Origin of the sequence: Mesorhizobium sp. M1399 (assembly GCF_040317735.1) — a bacterium.
Classification (GTDB): Bacteria; Pseudomonadota; Alphaproteobacteria; order Rhizobiales; family Rhizobiaceae; genus Mesorhizobium.
This window is the reverse complement of sequence record NZ_JAMYKZ010000016.1, coordinates 53212-70315: the sequence shown is the minus strand read 5'-3', so window position 1 is coordinate 70315 and position 17104 is coordinate 53212. Positions and strand designations below refer to the sequence as shown.

Below are 17104 nucleotides of genomic sequence, written 5' to 3'. Positions count from 1 at the left end.
CGCGGTCCATGCGGCCCAAGCAGAGCGAGATTAACCCATCGATTTTGCAGTGCAACAAAAAATGTGGATCTTTGCTACGCTGCAACCAAAAATGTTGCGATGCAGCAAGAGCTGTACTAGCATTGTCGCGGGCGGGCCAACAGCGGTCGAGTTTTCATGCTGCATGTCTTGTACTTGGTACACGACGTCTCCGACCCGGCAGTGCGCCGGCGGATCATAATGCTCAAGGCAGGCGGCGCCCAGGTTACGCTGGCGGGCTTTCGTCGAACGGCAAGCGCGGTTGCTGATGTCGAGGGCTTGCAGCCGATCGATCTCGGCCCGACGCGTGATGGCCGATTCGCCCAGCGTCTGGCGGCGATCATGAAGGCGGTGGTCTCGACCGGCTCCAAGCTGGGTTCAATGCAACGGCCCGACCTCATTATCGCGCGCAATTTGGAAATGCTGGCGCTTGCCCGGCGCGCCAGGTCGGCTTTCCAGGCAACGGTGCCGATCGTCTACGAGTGCCTCGACATCCATCGTCTGCTGCTTCGCGACGATCCGCTGGGCTGGGCGATGCGCGGTGCGGAACGCTTCCTGGCCAGGGATGTGAAGCTTCTGGTGACCAGCTCTCCGGCCTTCATCGCCAACTATTTCAAGCCGTTCGGACAGATTGCCGCGCCGGTCGAACTGCTCGAAAACAAGTATTTCGAGCCAGCCGCGGCTTCCCTGGATGACCGCATGACGGAGGAGAATCCTGTTGCGCCGCCTTGGCGAATCGGCTGGTTCGGGGCGCTCCGCTGCCGCCGCTCCCTGGAGCTTCTGGCCGAATTTTCGCGCCGCCTCGACGGCCGCTTCGAAATCGTCCTCAGAGGCCGCCCGGCGTTGTCCGAATTTCCCGATTTCCACGGTTTTGTTGAATCGGAACCCTGGCTCTCGTTTGGCGGACCCTATCGCAATCCGGAGGATATGGCGGCGATCTACCGCGAGGTTCACTTTTCCTGGGCCATCGACTTTTTTGAGCAGGGCCTGAATTCCGAATGGCTGCTGCCCAACCGTCTCTATGAGGGCTGCCGCTTCGGAGCCGTGCCGATCTCGATGGGCAACACCGAGACCGGCCGGTTCCTCGATCGGCAAGGCATCGGCGTTCTTTTGCCAGAAGCCACGCCCGAGGCGCTCGAAGCTGCCCTCGGCACCATGGAGCAGCATCGGTTCGAGACATTGAGGGCACGTGTTCTCGCCCGCAATCCGCGCACCTGGAGCTACGACCGCGCCGATTGCCGGGCGCTCGTCGAAAAACTCCGCGGCCTTGCCGCGGCGCCCGGTCCATATGCTGCCGAAGCATTGGCATAGAAGGACGGCCGATGACGCAAACCGAAACGCTCCCATCCTGCATGATCGTGGTTCCGTGCCTGAACGAAGCGCCCCATATCGGCGCGTTGCTTCGAGAGCTCCGCCCTGCGGCCAAGAGGCTGGGCGCCGTGATCATCGTTGCCGATGGCGGCAGTACGGACGGCACCAGGACGATCGTCGCGGATATCGCCGCAAAAGATCAGCGGGTGGTCCTGCTCCACAATGAAAAGCGTTTGCAGAGCGCGGCGATCAATCTCGCCGTTGCCAGGTTCGGGGAGGGCGTCGACTATCTCATTCGCATCGACGCGCATGGCGGCTATCCCGCCGACTATTGCGACCGGCTGGTCGAAGAAGCGCAGGCCACCGGGGCGGATTCGGTCGTCGTCTCGATGCTGACCAGTGGCAGCGGCATGGTGCAGAAGGCGGCGGCCGCGGCCCAGAATTCCAGGCTCGGCACCGGCGGCTCCAAGCATCGGCACCTTTCGGCGGGGGAATGGGTCGATCATGGCCACCATGCGCTGATCCGGATATCGGCCTTCACCGCGGTCGGCGGCTATGACGAGACGTTCAGCCACAATGAGGATGCCGAACTCGACTATCGGCTCCGTCAGGCCGGTTACCGGATCTGGATGACCGGTAAGACACAAATGGTCTACTACCCGCGCTCCTCGCTGAAGGGCCTCTATTTTCAGTATCTCGGCTATGGCCGCGGCCGGGCGAAGAACGTTCTCAAGCACCGCATGATCCCGAAGATCCGGCAGATGGTGCCGCTTCTGGTGTTTCCCGTGGTTCTTCTCGCCGCCTTTTCCTTCGTCCACTGGCTGGCGGCCGTGCCGCTTTTGCTATGGGTCTCGGTCTGCCTTGGCTACGGCTTCTGGACCGCGGTCAGTCAGCGCAAACCCGACATTGCGCTTGCCGGGGTCTCGGCAATGGTCATGCATTTCGGCTGGTCGGTCGGCTTCTGGCTGCAGCTGCTAGCACCGCGACCGCAGCGCGGGGTAGCGTGATGGACCCGGTCAAGAAAAATCGAAGCATCGATATTTGCGTCTGCACATTTCGCCGGCCGGAGCTTGTCGACACGCTCCGCTCCGTAGCAGCCATGGATATGCCCGCGGGATTCGATGTCGGTGTCATCATCGCGGACAACGACGATACGCCGACGGCCGAAACGCTGGTCGCCAAGCTAGCGGGGGAGTTGAAGCTGCCGGTGACCTACCGGCACGCCCCGGCCCGCAACATTTCGATCGCGCGCAACGCTTGCCTCGATGCCAGTGCGGCGGATTTCGTCGCCTTTATCGACGACGACGAGACGGCCACCGCTGGCTGGCTTGCCGAACTGGTGGCGGCGGTGGAAGCAACTGGTGCTGCGGCCGTGCTCGGGCCGGTGCAAGCCCGTTACCTGCCGGATGCGCCCGACTGGATGCGCAAAGGCGATTTCCACTCGACCTCGCCGGTCTGGGTGCGCGGCGAGATCCGCACCGGCTACACCTGCAACGTCCTGCTCAGAATTGGCGCTGAGAGCCTGCGCGGCCGGCGCTTCAGCCTGGCACGTGGCCAGACCGGCGGCGAAGATACGGAATTCTTCGACCAGATGGTCAAGGCCGGCGGCAGTATCGCCTTTTCGCCAGAGGCTTGGGTCGATGAAGTCGTGCCGCCTGCCAGGGCGGCATTCGACTGGCTCGGCCGCCGCCGGTTCCGCGTCGGACAGACGCATGGCCACCTCCTGGGGCGCAACGCGCGCGGCCTTGCCCGGCTCAAGCAGGTCGGCATTGCCGCGGCAAAGGCCGGCTATAGTTTCCTGTCGGCAATTCCGGTCGCCATCGACCCCGTCCGACGGAACCGCAGCGTCCTTCGCGGCATTATGCATGTCGGCGTCGTCAGCGGCCTCGTCGGGGTTCGTGAAATCCGCCAATACGGCCTGTCTTCGCCGCAGCAAGGGGGCAAGCGTGCAGCCTGACGTGAGCTTCGTGATTGCCGCCTACAATGCCGAGGCGACCATCGATCGGGCGATTGCCAGCGCCGTCGCCCAGCGCAATGTCAGCCTCGAGGTCATCGTCGTCGACGACAAGTCGCGCGACCGGACGCTCGACCTGGCGAGATCCTACCCCGAAGACATCGTACGCGTTGTCGCGCTTGAGCAAAACCGTGGGCCTGGCGGCGCCAGGAATGCCGGCCTTGAGCTTGCCCGCGGCAGGTGGGTAGCGGTTCTCGATTCCGACGACGCGGTCTATCCCGGGCGAATCTGCACCATGATCGAACGCGCGGAAAAAGCCGGCGCCGAGATCGCGGTCGATAATCTGCAGGTCGTTCGGGAGGACGGCGTTGCGGAAGAGACGATGTTCCCGGCCGACTATCTGGAAGGGCTCAGTGAAATCTCGCTGGCGGATTACATCGGCGGCAATGTCCTCTTCGAATCGAGGTTCAATCTCGGCTATCTCAAGCCGATCTTCCAGCGCCGGTTCCTGAACGAGAACGGGCTTCGTTACGATGAAAGCCTGATCATTGGCGAAGACTACATCCTCCTGGCCAGTGCTCTGGCCAAAGGCGGCAAATGCGTGGTCGAGCCGACGACGGGCTATATTTACCACATTCGCACCGGTTCCATCTCCCGGGTGCTCGAACTTCATCACGTCGAGGCGATGCGCCGGGCCGATGCCACCTTCGCCGCGACCCATTCCATGGATGCTGCGGCCGCGGCGGCGTTCGCCAGGCGCGCTCGCAGCCTGCGGCGGGCGGCATCATTCCTGTCGCTGGTTCAGCACATCAAGGCGCGGTCCCCGCTCAAGGCGATATGGACGGCGCTCAGCGATCCGGCGGCGGTTCGGCATATGAGCATGCCGATCGCCGTCCGGCTGCGAAGGGTAGCGGCACAGTTTGCCGTGGTGGCGGGGAGGTAAAGGGCTGCAGGCGAATGAAGACAAATTTCGCCGCCTGCGACAGGGTTGAAATCGATCTCCTCAGAAGGAACATGCAATGAAAAAAGTCAGGAAGGCAGTCATACCGGTGGCGGGGCTTGGAACGCGGTTCCTGCCGGCGACCAAATCCATGCCGAAGGAAATGCTGCCGGTGGTCGACAAGCCTGTGGTGCAATATGCGGTGGACGAGGCATTCGAGGCCGGCATCGAGCACATCGTCTTCGTCACCGGCCGCAACAAGGCGGTGATCGAGGACTATTTCGATCTGCATCCTGAACTGATCGGAACCCTGGAGCAGAGCGGCAAGAAGGCGCAGCTCGAATCACTCGAGAGCCTGCTTCCCGTCGCCGGCGCGACGAGCTTCATCCGTCAGCAGTCGCCGCAAGGCCTCGGCCACGCCGTCTGGTGCGCGCGAGAGGTCATCGGCGACGAACCTTTCGCGTTGCTGTTGCCGGATATGGTGTCCTTTGGCGGGCGAGGGTGTCTTGCCGAAGTCGCCGATCTTTATGCGCAGACTGGCGCAAACGTTATCGCCGTCGAGCGTTGCGATCCGACCGAGACCAACAAATACGGCATTGTCGGGCGCGGCGCGGATGTCGGCACCGGCTTCGAGGTGACGGCCATGGTCGAAAAGCCGGCACCGGCCAACGCGCCGTCGAACTTCTACATCAACGGCCGCTACATCCTGCAGCCCGAGATATTCTCGCTGCTGGGCAGCCAGCAACGCGGCGCCGGCAACGAGATCCAACTGACCGACGCAATGGTGCGTCTCGCACAGACGCAGGCCTTCTTCGCCCAGCCTTTCAACGGCCGCATGTTCGACTGCGGTTCGAAGGAGGGCTTCATCCAGGCCAATGTCGCTTTCGCGCTGGCGCGTGAGGACATGAAGGGTCCGATCTTCGAGATGCTGCAGGAATTCGTCCGGTCGCATCAGCGTCGGGAAGAAGCCGCATAATGTCCATTTTTTCGAGGCATTGTGGGTGCGGCTGATGACGCAGGACAGGCCGTTGCGCCGCGCGTAACGCGCACTGTCCGGCGCAAGGTTTGCACCCTATGTGCCGATCTTCGAGGCGGTAGCGCCTGCAAACTAGAATTGGACCGAAGATGAACTATGCCAATTTTCCTGTCGACAAGAGGACGCCATTGCCGACTTCGAGTGCGGCAAACGCCGAAGACTTCATCGACATCGAGCGTCTGCTTGGCATGGCCGCGCGGCAGGCGAAAGTGGTTGCCGCCTGCGCCATCATCGGTCTCTTTCTCGGCGTGCTCTATTTGCAGACCACGCCTCCTACCTATGTGGCGACGAGCAGCGTGCTGATCGACGAAGGATTGAACAAGGTCGTCGACGATATTTCGGCGGCGTCGGTCAGCATGCAGACCGACTCCGCCGTTCTGAGCCAGATCGAAATTCTACAGTCGGCCAGGCTGGCGGGGGTGGTCGTCGACAAGCTGAAGCTCGATCAGAACGACGCTTTCATGAACCCTCCGACATCGGCCCTGTCTAAGGTCGCAAGCTTTGTACGCGGTATCATCCAGTCTGTCCGCCCCAAGCGCGCCGCGAGCACAACCGATGTCACTCAGCTTGATGCCGCGACGCGTGACGCGATCACCGCATCGTCGTCGTCCCGCGACTACGCAATCTTCAAACTGCAGAACCAACTCGATGCCGAGCGGATCGGCCGAAGCTTTGTCATCAGCATCTCCTTTCAGGCGACGGATCCGGCGCTTGCGACCGCCATCACCAAGGCCTATGCCGACGCCTATCTCGCCGATCAGCTTGATGCCAGCTTCGACGCGACCGAGCGGGCGGCTGTCTGGCTGCAGGGCCGGCTGACCGAGCTTCGTGAGAGCTCCCAGGCGGCCGCACTGGCGGTCGAAAAGTTCAGGGCCGAACATGGATTGGCCGTCAATGACGGCCAGCTGATCAGCGACAAGCAACTGTCCGATCTCAACACTCAGCTGATCGTCGCACAGGCCGATACCGCACGTGCCGGCGCCCGCTATCAGCAGTACAAGTCGATCGTCGAAAGCGGGTCGGACAATGCGTTCAAGGACGCCGCGATATCGAACGACCAGCCGAGCAGCTCCGTCATCACGACGCTGAAGAACCGCTATCTCACAGTCGCCAAGCGGCAGCAGGACGTCGAAGCCAATTTCGGCCCGCAACATCCGCAGGCCGTCGCGCTCGCCAAGGAGAAGGCCGACATATCGGCGCAGATTTTCGGCGAGCTGAAGCAACTGACCGAAAGCTACCGCAACGAATACGAGGTCGCTCTGGCGCGCGAAACCGCGCTCCGCGCAAATGTCGCCCTGGCGGCAGGCAAGAGCTCCATCGACAACCAGTCGCAGGTCAAGCTGCGTGAACTGGACCAGAAGGCGACGGCGCTCTCGACACTCTACCAGACATTCCTGAACCGCTATGAGGAGGCCGCCCAACAGCAATCCTTCCCAGTCGGCAAGATCCGGGTCATCTCGGACGCGACGATGCCACAGTCGGCCGCAACCCCGCGAACGGCCATCGTGCTGGGGCTTTCGCTGGCGCTTGGCATAATGATGGGGGCAGGGGTTGGTGGTCTGAATGAATTCAGGGAACGCTTCTTCAGGACCGGCGAGGATGTGCGCGACCGTGTCGGCCTCAAATTCCTCGGCTATCTCCCGGTCATCGGCAAGGCTGGCAAGGATGACCAGCGCAATGGCGGTCAGCCTGACGTCAAAGTCGTTGAATCCAAGACCGTCAAGTCCTCCAAATCCCAGCCCTCCAAAACATTGTCGGCAGCCGAAAAACGTGCGCGCATGCGGGTAACCGTCGATGCACCGGCATCGATGTTCTCCGAGACGCTGCGCAACGCAAAGATCGCCTTCGACGTCGTGATAGAAGGCCAGGGCAGCCGGGTCATCGGCGTGGTCTCGGTGCTTCCGGGCGAAGGCAAGTCGACGGTGGCGGCCAATCTTGCCGGGCTGCTTGCCGCCAACGGATCGAAAACGCTGCTGATCGACGGCGACTTGCGCAATCCCGGCCTCAGCCGCAGCCTCGGCATGGAGGCCGAGCAGGGCTTGATGGAAGCGGTGGTGAGCGGGCAGACCTGGCAGTCGGTCGGCAAGATCGACCGGCAGACCAAACTGGCGATCATCCCGGCCGTCCTGCGTGGCCAGTTTTCGCATACCAGCGAGCTTCTGTCTTCGGCCGGCATGCGGCGCTTCATCGACAACGCGAAGGAAACCTTCGAGTACATCATCGTCGATCTGCCGCCGCTCGGGCCCGTCGTCGACGCCAAGGCCTTCGCTCCGCTTGTCGACGGCTTCGTGCTGGTCACCGAGTGGGGACGCACGCCGCGTGCGATGGTGCAATCGATGCTCAGCTCGGAACCCTATATCGCGAAGAAGATCATTGGCGCGGTCCTGAACAAGGTCGAGCTGAAGAAACTCGCCAAGTATGGCGCGATCGGCGGCTCGGAAAAATTCTTCGACAAATATTCGAGCTATTATCTGGAAAAATCGGAAGCGCGCACAAAGGCGGCTGCCTGAGTGCGGTCCGCGCGTTTCGAGCATTTTTGCACCGAAGCGGAATCACCCGGCGTCGCAAAGATCTATTAGGGTGTTGACATTCTGAGATGCTTGCTGATGAAGCTAAGCCTCTCCAAGCCTCTGCGCACTTCCGGCGCCCTCATGAAAAGCCGCCACAACAGCCCTGTACGATGGTTCTCGATCATCGCGATGATCGGCCCCTGATTGATCGCCAGATAGGTTCGGGAGTACCAGTTGCGGCTTTCGCAAAACGCGTCAACAAAGCCGAAGCGGCCCCATATGCGTTTTCGAGGCTTGCCCAGGAAGCCACGCAGTGCGCGCATCGCCTCCGCCGGGGCATAGGGAAAGCTCGACAGGGCAGCAGACGGAGTGATCACGCCAAAGTCCCTGTCGGGTGCATGCGCGACGTATCCTCGCGGCCCATGGCTCGCGGTCAGACCCCAGCAGTCCGGTCCATATCCCAAATGGCTATGGGGATTGCGAACGCAATGCCGATAATTGATCTGCGTATGACTGACGTTCTGTTGCCAGTAATCGGCGTAGCGGTCACTTAGGCCCCGGGGATCGAGCCCGCAGAAAGAATAGTGCGAAAAGAAGAGCGGGCCACCAGAATTCATTCCCAACGGCAGCACGATCCCGTCATGGTCGCGCCCGTTTCGAAAGCCAGGTCCTACAGCAAAACCCTCGTGATAGATTCCCGGATCAATAGGGTGGCGCGCCGATCCCGCCGCCAGCACGAAAGTGAGCAGGCATTCGTTCCAACCCCTGATCGGGCTGTCCATCGCCCAGCCAAAATTAGGGCTCCAATGCCACATGAGTTGCCGAGCGCCGCGTGTAAACCAGTTCCATTCGGCCTGTAGCAACAGCGCGTCCACGCGCTGGCGCAGGCGCACTTCGCCAGTTGTCATCCCGGCGAAATACTCACGGGCGCAAATCAGACCCTGAAACAGGAAGGTGGTTTCGACGAGATCAGCGCCGTCGTCCTTGCGACGAAACGGGATCGTCGCACCAGTTCGCCCGTTGATAAAATGCGGAAAAACGCCGTGGTAGCGCGGGGAGTTCTCCAAGAAATCGAGCATGCCGTGCAATCGCAGCAAAGCCACGGTGCGGTCGATCCATCCCCGCTCGACCGCAACGATGATGGCTGCAATGCCAAAACCGGCCCCCCCGATCGTCACCAGATCGTTGGCAGGATCACCTGTGGTCTTTTGCCGGTCGCGGGCAAGACCGCTGACGGGATGCGCGCCTTCCCAGAAATAGCGCACCGTCTGCCGCTGCACGACATCCAACAGCGCATCATCGTCGAGCTCGAGAGTATTTTCCGGGAGGTCGAGTGCTGGAATCATCGAGCCGGTGTTAGTGCCTCGGGTGTCCTAAGGCCATTCCTAAAACAATTGTGCGCACGGACCGGCCGCTCACTCGTGTCAGGCCGATTCAATTCGCGACAGGTGCCTGGCGACCCGGTAGAAAGAAAATCAAGGGGAAACAGCCCCTGGATTGGCCTCGAAGCCTATGTTCCATCCCATTGCGAATATCGAAGACGCGCAGACGCTGGCACAGGCCATCGTCTCGATGAGAACTTTCGCGTGCTGGCGGCCAACCACTCCTTCTATCAGACCTTCAGGGTCGACCCCGAGCAGACGCACGGCTCGCTGCTCTACGCGCTGGGCGACGGCCAGTGGGACATTCCAGCGCTTCACCTGCTCTTGGAGACGATCATTCCCGAGAAGACCGCCATGGACGGCTTCGAGGTCGAGCATGATTTCCCCGATATCGGCCGGCGCACGATGCTGCTCAACGCGCGGAAGGTCCTTTACGACCACAGTTCAGCCGCGACCATCCTGCTCGCCTTCAATGACATCACGGCGCGCCGCGCCATAGAAAGGGAAAAGGAAGAACTTCTCGGCCGCACCGAAGACCTGCTGCGGCAGAGATGTGCTGCTGCGCGAAATGGAGCACCGGGTCGCCAACAGCTTGCAGATCATCGCCAGCATTTTGCTGCTGAAGGCCCGGTCCGTCACCTCAGATGAAACGCGGCAGCACCTGAAGGATGCCCATCAACGCGTGCTGTCGGTAGCAGAAGTGCAGCGGCATCTCCATGCCTCAACCGGTGCCGACGAAATCGAGGTTGGTTCTTATCTGTCGAAGCTTTGCAGTAGTTTGGCCGCTTCGATGATCGGGGAAGCACAGGCTATTGCTGTAAACGTTATGGCGGAAAATGGAAGGATAGACTCCCAGAAGGCGGTCAGCCTTGGCCTGATCGTGACCGAGCTCGTTCTCAACGCCATCAAGTATGCATTCTCGACAGAAAAGGTCGATGCGCTGATCTTGGTGACCTATGAGACCGATGCTGAGGATTGGAAGTTGACCGTATTGGACAACGGGTGGGGCAAACCCGTTCGCGACATTCCAGGTGCGGGACTGGGGACAGCGATCGTGGAGGCGCTTGTTAAACAGCTTGAAGCACGCATTGACACGGTCACGGGCAATACTGGCACGACGATTGCCATTACCAGAGCGACGTTCACGTCGCGGATGCCGAAAGCAGCATAGTTTGGTGCTTGGCATGCGTTTCAAGCGGCTGTTCCGAATATCGCCTTGAAGGTCGTGTCCCCTCAGGTGGTGTAGCTCGAACGTTGCGAAGCCGCTCGCGAGCGGCTGCCGCTGATGTTCCTATTCTCTGTGCTATAGGTTCCGTTTAATTGAAGAAGAAACCAATGCAGCGGACGGTGACAGTAATCGAGAAAATTACGGGCCGGGTGATCGGCGCGTATCCGATCGATCTTTCGGGCCAGGATCACCAGACTTCCGATGATCAGTATTTTGCCAAAGCGTTCGAAGCCGCCGTCGACGGCGGCCTCATTGCCGAGGCTGAAGCGCACGCTGTCGAATTCCGTCTGGAATAGACACTCAAGCCGAGATCCACGCTACTTTCGCTTTTCCATCGCCGCCTTGGCGCCGCTACGAAAACCCCGCGCGATGCGAGGTTGTTGATGCGGTCAAAAACCTTACGTTTCAGTACGGCGAATTACACTGCTGCCGAGGGCCATAGCTAGGCTGGAATGTATCGTCTGAAGCTCGATAGCTCCGGTCTCGGTCGTAGCACCACTGTACATGCGAATCGCCGCGATCGACCGGGTTCTGGTTGTTGTTAATGATCACGCCGCTGATCACCGCGCCGGCAGCGAAGGCCGCCAGAGGAAACCAGTAGTCACCATGACGGCGATAACCGCGATGGTATTCACGATAGCCGCGATGACCGATCCAGTTTACGCCATCGTTGCGCGAAAAATTGCGATTGCGGTTGGATTTCCGCTTCATCCACGGCTTGTAGTCGACCGTCGCCACATATCTTGTTCATAAATCTCCTTTGAAGGAATGGTTGATATCCCTTCTCGGATTTAAAACGATTTAAAGAGGTTAAGGTTCTGTGGCGTGCCAGACAGCCTTCGACACCGCCAGCCAGGCTGTTCGAATCACTTGTCAGGTGCTACGGCTCGAACAAGCATGGGCAATCTTCACTCGACGCGGTGTGCTGGCTTTTTTCTACGTTTCATACAGTGAGGGACAATGGCCGGCACTCCGTTGATCAGCATTCTGATCACTTTCCTTGTCATCATTCTGGTGCTGTATCTGGTCAATCGGCTGCCGCTTGATGGTCGCACTCGTCAGATTGCCCAGATTGTCGTGATCATTATTGGCATCATTTCGCTGCTGAAGTACCTCGCAGTGTTTTAAGCCATCACGGTTGGGATATGCGACGCTGCTGGCGTCCGAGCGAGCAAGACAACCCAGCGCTTTACACCCACTCATGAGCAGGCGGCTTGAGACCTTCCCGCTCTAGGAAAATATCAGCCTCGCGCGGTTGTCGACGATCCTGAGGGCGGCCAGCTGGCCGGTTTGGAAGGCGCCGGTGTCTATGCCAAGCCGGCGTCCCTCAAGCTTCGGAATGTCGACCGGCGTATGCCCGTGCACGACATAACGTTCGAGAAGATGCGCGGCTTCGAAGAACTCCGAGCGGATGTTGAGCAGGTCGTCCTCGTCTTGCGCGGCCAGCTCGATGCCGGGCCTGATGCCGGCGTGTACGAACACGAATTTGGCCGAATAGACCATGACCGGCAGCGCACGCATGAAGCTGACATGGCCGGCTGGAATGATCTCCCGGATGCGCCGGTCGACCTCCTCGCTTGAACCGTAGAGATCGGCCATGCGCGACGGATCAACGCCGTAGGAAAACAGCGTTTGCAGGCCACCTATCGCCAGCCACGATTCTCTCGAAATGATCCCGTCGAGGTAGTTCAGCATCACGACTTCGTGGTTGCCGGCAAGGCAGACGCGCTGGAAGCCTTGGAGTGGCGGCGCCAGCAGATGATCGAGCACGCGCGCCGACTGGGGGCCACGATCGACGTAGTCGCCGAGCATGATGATGAGCTTGCGCCTTTCGAAAGACGCAGAATCGACCAGGATGTTCTGCTCCAGGGAGCGAAGCTCCTTATAGCAGCCATGCACGTCGCCGATCGCATAGACGACCGTGTCCTGCAGATCCATCTCGAGCCGCTGGCGCGCCACGGTCCGGGGCTTTCTCGATCGCTGGAACAAGGTCACGAATGGCGTCTCGTATGGCTATGAATGCGCCTCGATCTCGAAACAACATGGCGACGCAGCGCGTGGATACCATGTCTGGCACCGGTCGTTCCATACCGGAGCTTCGGACGCAACTCGGCTTCGGCGTCCTACAGGCCGATGCCACGGCCGTTCAGCGCGGCGGTGATCTCGTCGAGGATGGCGGGGTCGTCGATCGTCGCCGGCATGCTCCATTTCTCCTTGTCGGCGATCTTCTGCATGGTGCCGCGCAGGATCTTGCCGGAGCGCGTCTTCGGCAGGCGCTTGATCGTCACCACCGTCTTGAAGGCGGCGACCGGGCCGATCCGTTCGCGCACCAGCGCGACCACCTCGTTTTCGATGATGCCCGCGTCGCGGTCGACGCCGGCATTCAGCACGACGAAGCCGAGCGGAACCTGGCCTTTCATCGCATCGGCGATGCCGACGACGGCGCATTCGGCAACGTCGGGATGCGCGGCCAACACCTCCTCCATGGCGCCGGTCGACAGCCGGTGGCCGGCGACGTTGATGATGTCGTCGGTGCGGGCCATGACATAGAGATAGCCGTCCTCGTCCATCATGCCGGCATCCGCCGTTTTGTAGAAGCCGGGGAACTCCTCGAGATAGGCTTGGCGAAACCGCTCGTCGGCATTCCACAGCGTCGGCAGACAGCCGGGCGGTAATGGCAGTTTGACCACAACGTTGCCCAGTGTGCCGCGCTTGACCGCATGCCCGGCATCGTCGAGCACGCGAATGTCGTAGCCGGGCATCGGCATGCCGGGCGAGCCGTATTTGACAGGCAGCAGGCCCAGTCCGGCGGGATTGATGGTCATCGGCGAACCGGTCTCGGTCTGCCACCAGTGGTCGATCACCGGCACGTTCAATTTCTGCTCGGCCCATTTGATGGTTTCCGCATCGGCGCGCTCGCCGGCAAGGAACAGCGTGCGGAACCGGGACAGATCGTGTTTCGGGACGAACTCGCCCCTCGGGTCCTGTCCCTTGATGGCGCGGAAGGCGGTTGGCGCGGTGAAAAGTGCGACCACGCCATGCTCGGCGATCACACGCCAATAGGTGCCGGCATCGGGCGTGCCGACCGGCTTGCCTTCGAACAGCACCGTCGTGCAGCCATGCAGCAGCGGGCCGTAGACGATGTAGGAATGGCCGACCACCCAGCCGACGTCCGAAGCCGCCCAGAACACTTCGCCGGGTTTCACACCGAACTCGTTTTCCATCGACCATTTCAACGCGACCATGTGGCCGCCATTGTCGCGCACGATGCCCTTTGGCTGGCCGGTCGTGCCGGACGTGTAGATGATGTAGAGCGGATCGGTGGCAAGCACCGGAACGCAGTCGACATTGGCACCCGCGGCCCGCTCCCGCGCCACAGCGTCGGCATAGTCGATGTCGTAGTTTTCCCTGAGCTCGCAGCGCAATTGGTCGCGCTGCAGGATGAGGCAGGCTTCGGGCTTGTGCCGCGACATCTCGATCGCCTTGTCGAGCAGCGGCTTATAGGCAACGACACGCGCGGGCTCCAGGCCGCAGGACGCCGAGATGATCAGCTTCGGCTTGGCATCGTCGATGCGCGTGGCGAGCTCATGTGAGGCAAAACCGCCGAAGACCACTGAATGCACGGCGCCGATCCGCGCGCAGGCAAGCATGGCGAAGGCTGCTTCCGGCACCATCGGCATGTAGATGATGACGCGATCGCCTTTGTGGATGCCGCGATTCTTGAGTACCGAGGTCAGTGCAACCACCTCGCGCTTCAACTCGGCATAGGTGAATTTCTTGATTGTGCCCGAAATCGCGCTGTCATGAATAAGCGCTATTTGGTCGGCGCGGCCGTCCGCCACATGACGATCGACGGCATTGAAGCAGGTGTTGCACGAGGCACCATTGAACCACCGGCCATAGACGCCGGCATTGGCATCGAACACGGTCTCGAAGGGCGAGAACCAGTCGATTGCGCCGGCGGCATCGGCCCAGAATTTTTCCGGGTCGCGTTTCCAGCCATCATAGACCTCGTGGTAGCGTGACGCCATCCAGCTTGCTCCCCAGGAATGTTTGCTGTCCTTGAAATAGCGTATGCTGCTTTCTGTAACCATGTATTTGTGCTTTTCGTTTGCCGTCGGTCTAATTCGGCCGCAAATGCAGGGTCGTCGTGGCCTGCGGGGCTGATACGGCCGAATTTTCGACATTGGGGGCAGGGCGCGATGAAACTGCGATACGAGCTTGGATTTGCCGTCGTTGCGACGCTGGCGTTCGCACTCGCTTCAGCTGCTCAGGCCGGCGATGCGGCGGCACGGCGCATCATCGGCTTTTCGCCCGACGGCAACTATTTCGCCTTCGAGCAGTACGGCACGCTCGATGCCGGTGCTTCGGATTCGGGCTGGTCGGAGATCGAAATCATCGACACCCGCACCGATGAGTTCGTCGGCGGCAAGCCGATCCTCATCGTTGACGAGACGGAGGATTCGACGCTGACACTTGCGCAGGCGAGGGCACAGGCCGCCGAGCTGGCAGCGCCGTTGCTGGCCAAATATGCCATCGCACTGCGCGGCGAGCGGACGGGCTTCGACAAATTCACCTTTCCCGACGACATGGTCGCCTACAACGACATTGCGCGCCTCGAGCAAGTCTCGCAGAAATGGCTTTGGCCGACTTATGACGAGCTTGGCATCTCGACCATCCAGCTCGACCAGATCCTTGCCGACAGCACGGCGGATTGTTCATCGAGTTTCGACAGGACGCAGCAAGGCGAAACGACCGGCAAGGCGCTCGGCTTTCGCCTGACGCTGCAGGGTCAGGACGGCAAGCCGATCAAGCTGCTGCATGAGGACAGGGCGGTGCCGGGTTCGAGGAATTGCCCGACTTCCTACAGCCTGTCGGAATCTTACGCATTCACCCCCGACCGCAAAGCAGGCGTGCTTGTCGTACTCGTGCAGCGTTTCAGCCAGGGATTTGAAGGGCGTGACCGCCGTTTCATAGCCGTGACAGGGCAGGCGCGTTGAGACAACCCGCTGAGAAATAATCTGCTACTCGAGTTGATTCCTAAAGCGGCAGCGCAGCGAGCATGAGGCAAACCCCGCCGGCGATCAGCAAGGCGGCTGCCAGCATTTTCCCATGACGCTCGAAACCTGTCGGCGCCCGATCCCAATTGTAACGCATGCCCCAACTCCGCAAGCCCGCTGAGTCCCTTATCTTACCTAGGGTGAGGAGGACAACAGTCTGGCGATGCACCACGCTGCTGCTGTCGGTCTTATCACCGACTATCTCTGAGGCATTCTCCGCCGCTACATGCCCCAGCGCAGCGCGGCGGTGTGCACAGGCGCATCCCAAAACACTGCCGTCTCGGCGTCGAACATGCTCAGCGTGATCGAGCAGCCGGCCATGTCGAGCGAAGTCACATAGGAGCCAACCAGCGACCGGGTCACCGTCACGCCGTGCTTCTCGAAGGTTTTGCGGGCGCTGTTGTACATCAGATAAAGCTCCATCAGCGGCGTGCCGCCAAAGCCGTTGACGAAGAGCAGCGCCCGGCCTTTGGCGCCGTCGCCCAGATCGCCGAGGATCGCGGTACAGATCTCCTCGACGATAGCGTCGGCGCTCTTCAACGTGTCGCGCCGCCTTCCGGGCTCGCCATGGATGCCGACCCCGAACTCCATCTCGCCGTCGCCGATGTCGAAGGTCGGCTTGCCCGCCGCCGGCACGGTGCAACTGGTCAGCGCCACGCCCATCGAGCGCGTTGCGCCGTTGACGCGCTCGCCCAGCGCCTTCAAAGACTCCAGTGGCATGCCTTGTTCGGCCGCCGCGCCGACGATCTTCTCGACCACCAGCGTACCGGCGACGCCGCGCCGGCCGGTGGTGTAGGACGAGTTTTCGACCGCGACGTCGTCATTGGTCACGATTTGCATCACGCCTTCCGACATTTCAGCGGCCATGTCGAAATTCATCACGTCGCCCTCGTAGTTCTTGACGATGAACAGGCAGCCGGCGCCCGTATTGACGGCTTCCACGGCCGCCATCATCTGGTCCGGCGTCGGCGAGGTGAACACCTGCCCGGGGCAGGCGGCATCCAGCATGCCGTGCCCGACGAACCCGCCATGCAGCGGCTCGTGACCCGAGCCGCCACCGGAGATCAGCGCCACCTTGCCCGATTTGAGCAGCTTGCGGCGGACAAATTTGTGTTCCTCGCCAAGCGCCAGAATGTCGGCATGCGCGGCAACGAAGCCGTCGAGGCTCTCGGTCAGCACCGTGTCGACCGAATTCAGAAATTTCTTCATGGCTGTCCTCCCGAAATAGCCCAGCGTCAGCTGCCCTTGCCGGCGATGCTGGTGATCTTCTGGATGAAATCATTGACCGCCCGGTCGAGCGCCGCATTCTGCTTATCGTCGCCGAAATCGGGAACGATCAGCGAGACATGGCGTGTCTTCCGCATGCCTGCGGCCAGCGACATCTTTCCCGGATGCGCCCGATGATATGCTTCAAGGAAATGATCACGTTCGGCCGGGCTGAAATGGCAGACGGAGAAGATAGCCGGCAAATGCTTCGATGGTATCGGCGTCGAATAGGCCGGGCTGGAAATCTGCGTGACGAAGCTGCGGTGCTTGCCGAGCGCGTCGGCGAGGCGCTGGCGCATGCCGGATGGGCGCTGGTCGATCACCTGCGACAGGATCGTCTTGTAGGCGCGGATAGTCTCTTCGGGGCCGGATTGCGACGCCTTGTCTGCCATGCCGGGG

14 protein-coding genes and 2 pseudogenes are annotated in these 17104 nt (G+C 61.1%); 10 read left to right on the top strand and 6 right to left on the bottom strand.

Annotation, left to right across the window (positions count from 1 at the left end; genetic code table 11):
• The first annotated feature begins 156 nt into the window (after positions 1 to 156).
• The 6 genes from NKH05_RS25450 to NKH05_RS25425 all read left to right on the top strand — a co-directional run bounded on the left by NKH05_RS25450 (position 157) and on the right by NKH05_RS25425 (position 7769).
• Entirely contained in the window at positions 157 to 1329 is a 1173-nt protein-coding gene (locus NKH05_RS25450) for a glycosyltransferase family protein (RefSeq protein ID WP_023717982.1), read from the top strand.
• Positions 1330 to 1340: 11 nt separating this feature from the next.
• Complete coding sequence (locus NKH05_RS25445; protein ID WP_352483973.1) at positions 1341 to 2336, top strand: glycosyltransferase family 2 protein; 996 nt, start codon at positions 1341 to 1343, stop codon at positions 2334 to 2336.
• Complete coding sequence (locus NKH05_RS25440; RefSeq protein WP_023717980.1) at positions 2336 to 3286, top strand: glycosyltransferase family 2 protein; 951 nt, start codon at positions 2336 to 2338, stop codon at positions 3284 to 3286. Before NKH05_RS25445 ends, NKH05_RS25440 begins: the two co-directional genes overlap by 1 nt.
• A complete protein-coding gene (locus tag NKH05_RS25435) occupies positions 3276 to 4226 on the top strand; it encodes a glycosyltransferase family 2 protein (protein ID WP_023717979.1) in 951 nt (316 codons plus the stop codon). Before NKH05_RS25440 ends, NKH05_RS25435 begins: the two co-directional genes overlap by 11 nt.
• Positions 4227 to 4302: 76 nt before the next feature.
• Positions 4303 to 5199: a UTP--glucose-1-phosphate uridylyltransferase GalU gene (gene galU, locus NKH05_RS25430; RefSeq protein ID WP_352483974.1), complete on the top strand. Its 897-nt coding sequence runs from the start codon at positions 4303 to 4305 to the stop codon at positions 5197 to 5199.
• Positions 5200 to 5348: 149 nt separating this feature from the next.
• Positions 5349 to 7769: a polysaccharide biosynthesis tyrosine autokinase gene (locus NKH05_RS25425; RefSeq protein ID WP_352548918.1), complete on the top strand. Its 2421-nt coding sequence runs from the start codon at positions 5349 to 5351 to the stop codon at positions 7767 to 7769.
• 65 nt (positions 7770 to 7834) lie between these two features.
• Here NKH05_RS25425 and NKH05_RS25420 read toward each other — a convergent pair whose 3' ends face one another.
• Positions 7835 to 9115 carry a glucoamylase family protein gene (locus NKH05_RS25420; protein ID WP_023717977.1) on the bottom strand — a complete coding sequence of 427 codons (1281 nt, stop codon included), beginning with the start codon at positions 9113 to 9115 and terminating at the stop codon, positions 7835 to 7837.
• Between the two features lie 166 nt (positions 9116 to 9281).
• Here NKH05_RS25420 and NKH05_RS25415 point away from each other — a divergent pair.
• Together NKH05_RS25415 and NKH05_RS25410 are read left to right on the top strand one after the other, a co-directional pair.
• Positions 9282 to 10322 (top strand): annotated as a pseudogene (locus tag NKH05_RS25415) (sensor histidine kinase).
• 164 nt (positions 10323 to 10486) lie between these two features.
• Positions 10487 to 10675 carry a hypothetical protein gene (locus NKH05_RS25410; RefSeq protein ID WP_352495744.1) on the top strand — a complete coding sequence of 63 codons (189 nt, stop codon included), beginning with the start codon at positions 10487 to 10489 and terminating at the stop codon, positions 10673 to 10675.
• A 109-nt stretch (positions 10676 to 10784) separates the two neighbouring features.
• On the opposite strand, the pseudogene NKH05_RS25405 reads toward NKH05_RS25410, so the two are convergent.
• A pseudogene (locus NKH05_RS25405) lies at positions 10785 to 11117 on the bottom strand (BA14K family protein); the annotation flags it as partial.
• 222 nt (positions 11118 to 11339) lie between these two features.
• Here NKH05_RS25405 and NKH05_RS25400 point away from each other — a divergent pair.
• A complete protein-coding gene (locus NKH05_RS25400) occupies positions 11340 to 11507 on the top strand; it encodes a Thivi_2564 family membrane protein (protein ID WP_023717974.1) in 168 nt (55 codons plus the stop codon).
• Between the two features lie 102 nt (positions 11508 to 11609).
• Here the strand turns inward: NKH05_RS25400 and NKH05_RS25395 are convergent, their stop codons facing one another.
• Both NKH05_RS25395 and NKH05_RS25390 read right to left on the bottom strand, forming a co-directional pair.
• A complete protein-coding gene (locus NKH05_RS25395; RefSeq protein ID WP_023717973.1) occupies positions 11610 to 12374 on the bottom strand; it encodes a metallophosphoesterase family protein in 765 nt (254 codons plus the stop codon).
• A 128-nt stretch (positions 12375 to 12502) separates the two neighbouring features.
• On the bottom strand, positions 12503 to 14410 hold the full coding sequence (locus tag NKH05_RS25390) for a propionyl-CoA synthetase (RefSeq protein ID WP_353026332.1): 1908 nt from the start codon (positions 14408 to 14410) through the stop codon (positions 12503 to 12505).
• Positions 14411 to 14581: 171 nt separating this feature from the next.
• On the opposite strand from NKH05_RS25390, the gene NKH05_RS25385 reads away from it, so the two are divergent.
• The gene (locus NKH05_RS25385) at positions 14582 to 15379 is read left to right on the top strand and encodes a DUF2259 domain-containing protein (RefSeq protein WP_352790630.1); all 798 of its coding nucleotides are present in this window, start codon (positions 14582 to 14584) and stop codon (positions 15377 to 15379) included.
• 282 nt (positions 15380 to 15661) lie between these two features.
• Here NKH05_RS25385 and dhaK read toward each other — a convergent pair whose 3' ends face one another.
• Positions 15662 to 16648, bottom strand: a complete 987-nt coding sequence (gene dhaK / locus NKH05_RS25380) for a dihydroxyacetone kinase subunit DhaK (protein ID WP_352790629.1) — start codon at positions 16646 to 16648, stop codon at positions 15662 to 15664.
• 26 nt (positions 16649 to 16674) lie between these two features.
• Positions 16675 to 17097, bottom strand: a complete 423-nt coding sequence (locus NKH05_RS25375; RefSeq protein WP_352790627.1) for a hypothetical protein — start codon at positions 17095 to 17097, stop codon at positions 16675 to 16677.
• Positions 17098 to 17104 lie beyond the last annotated feature (7 nt).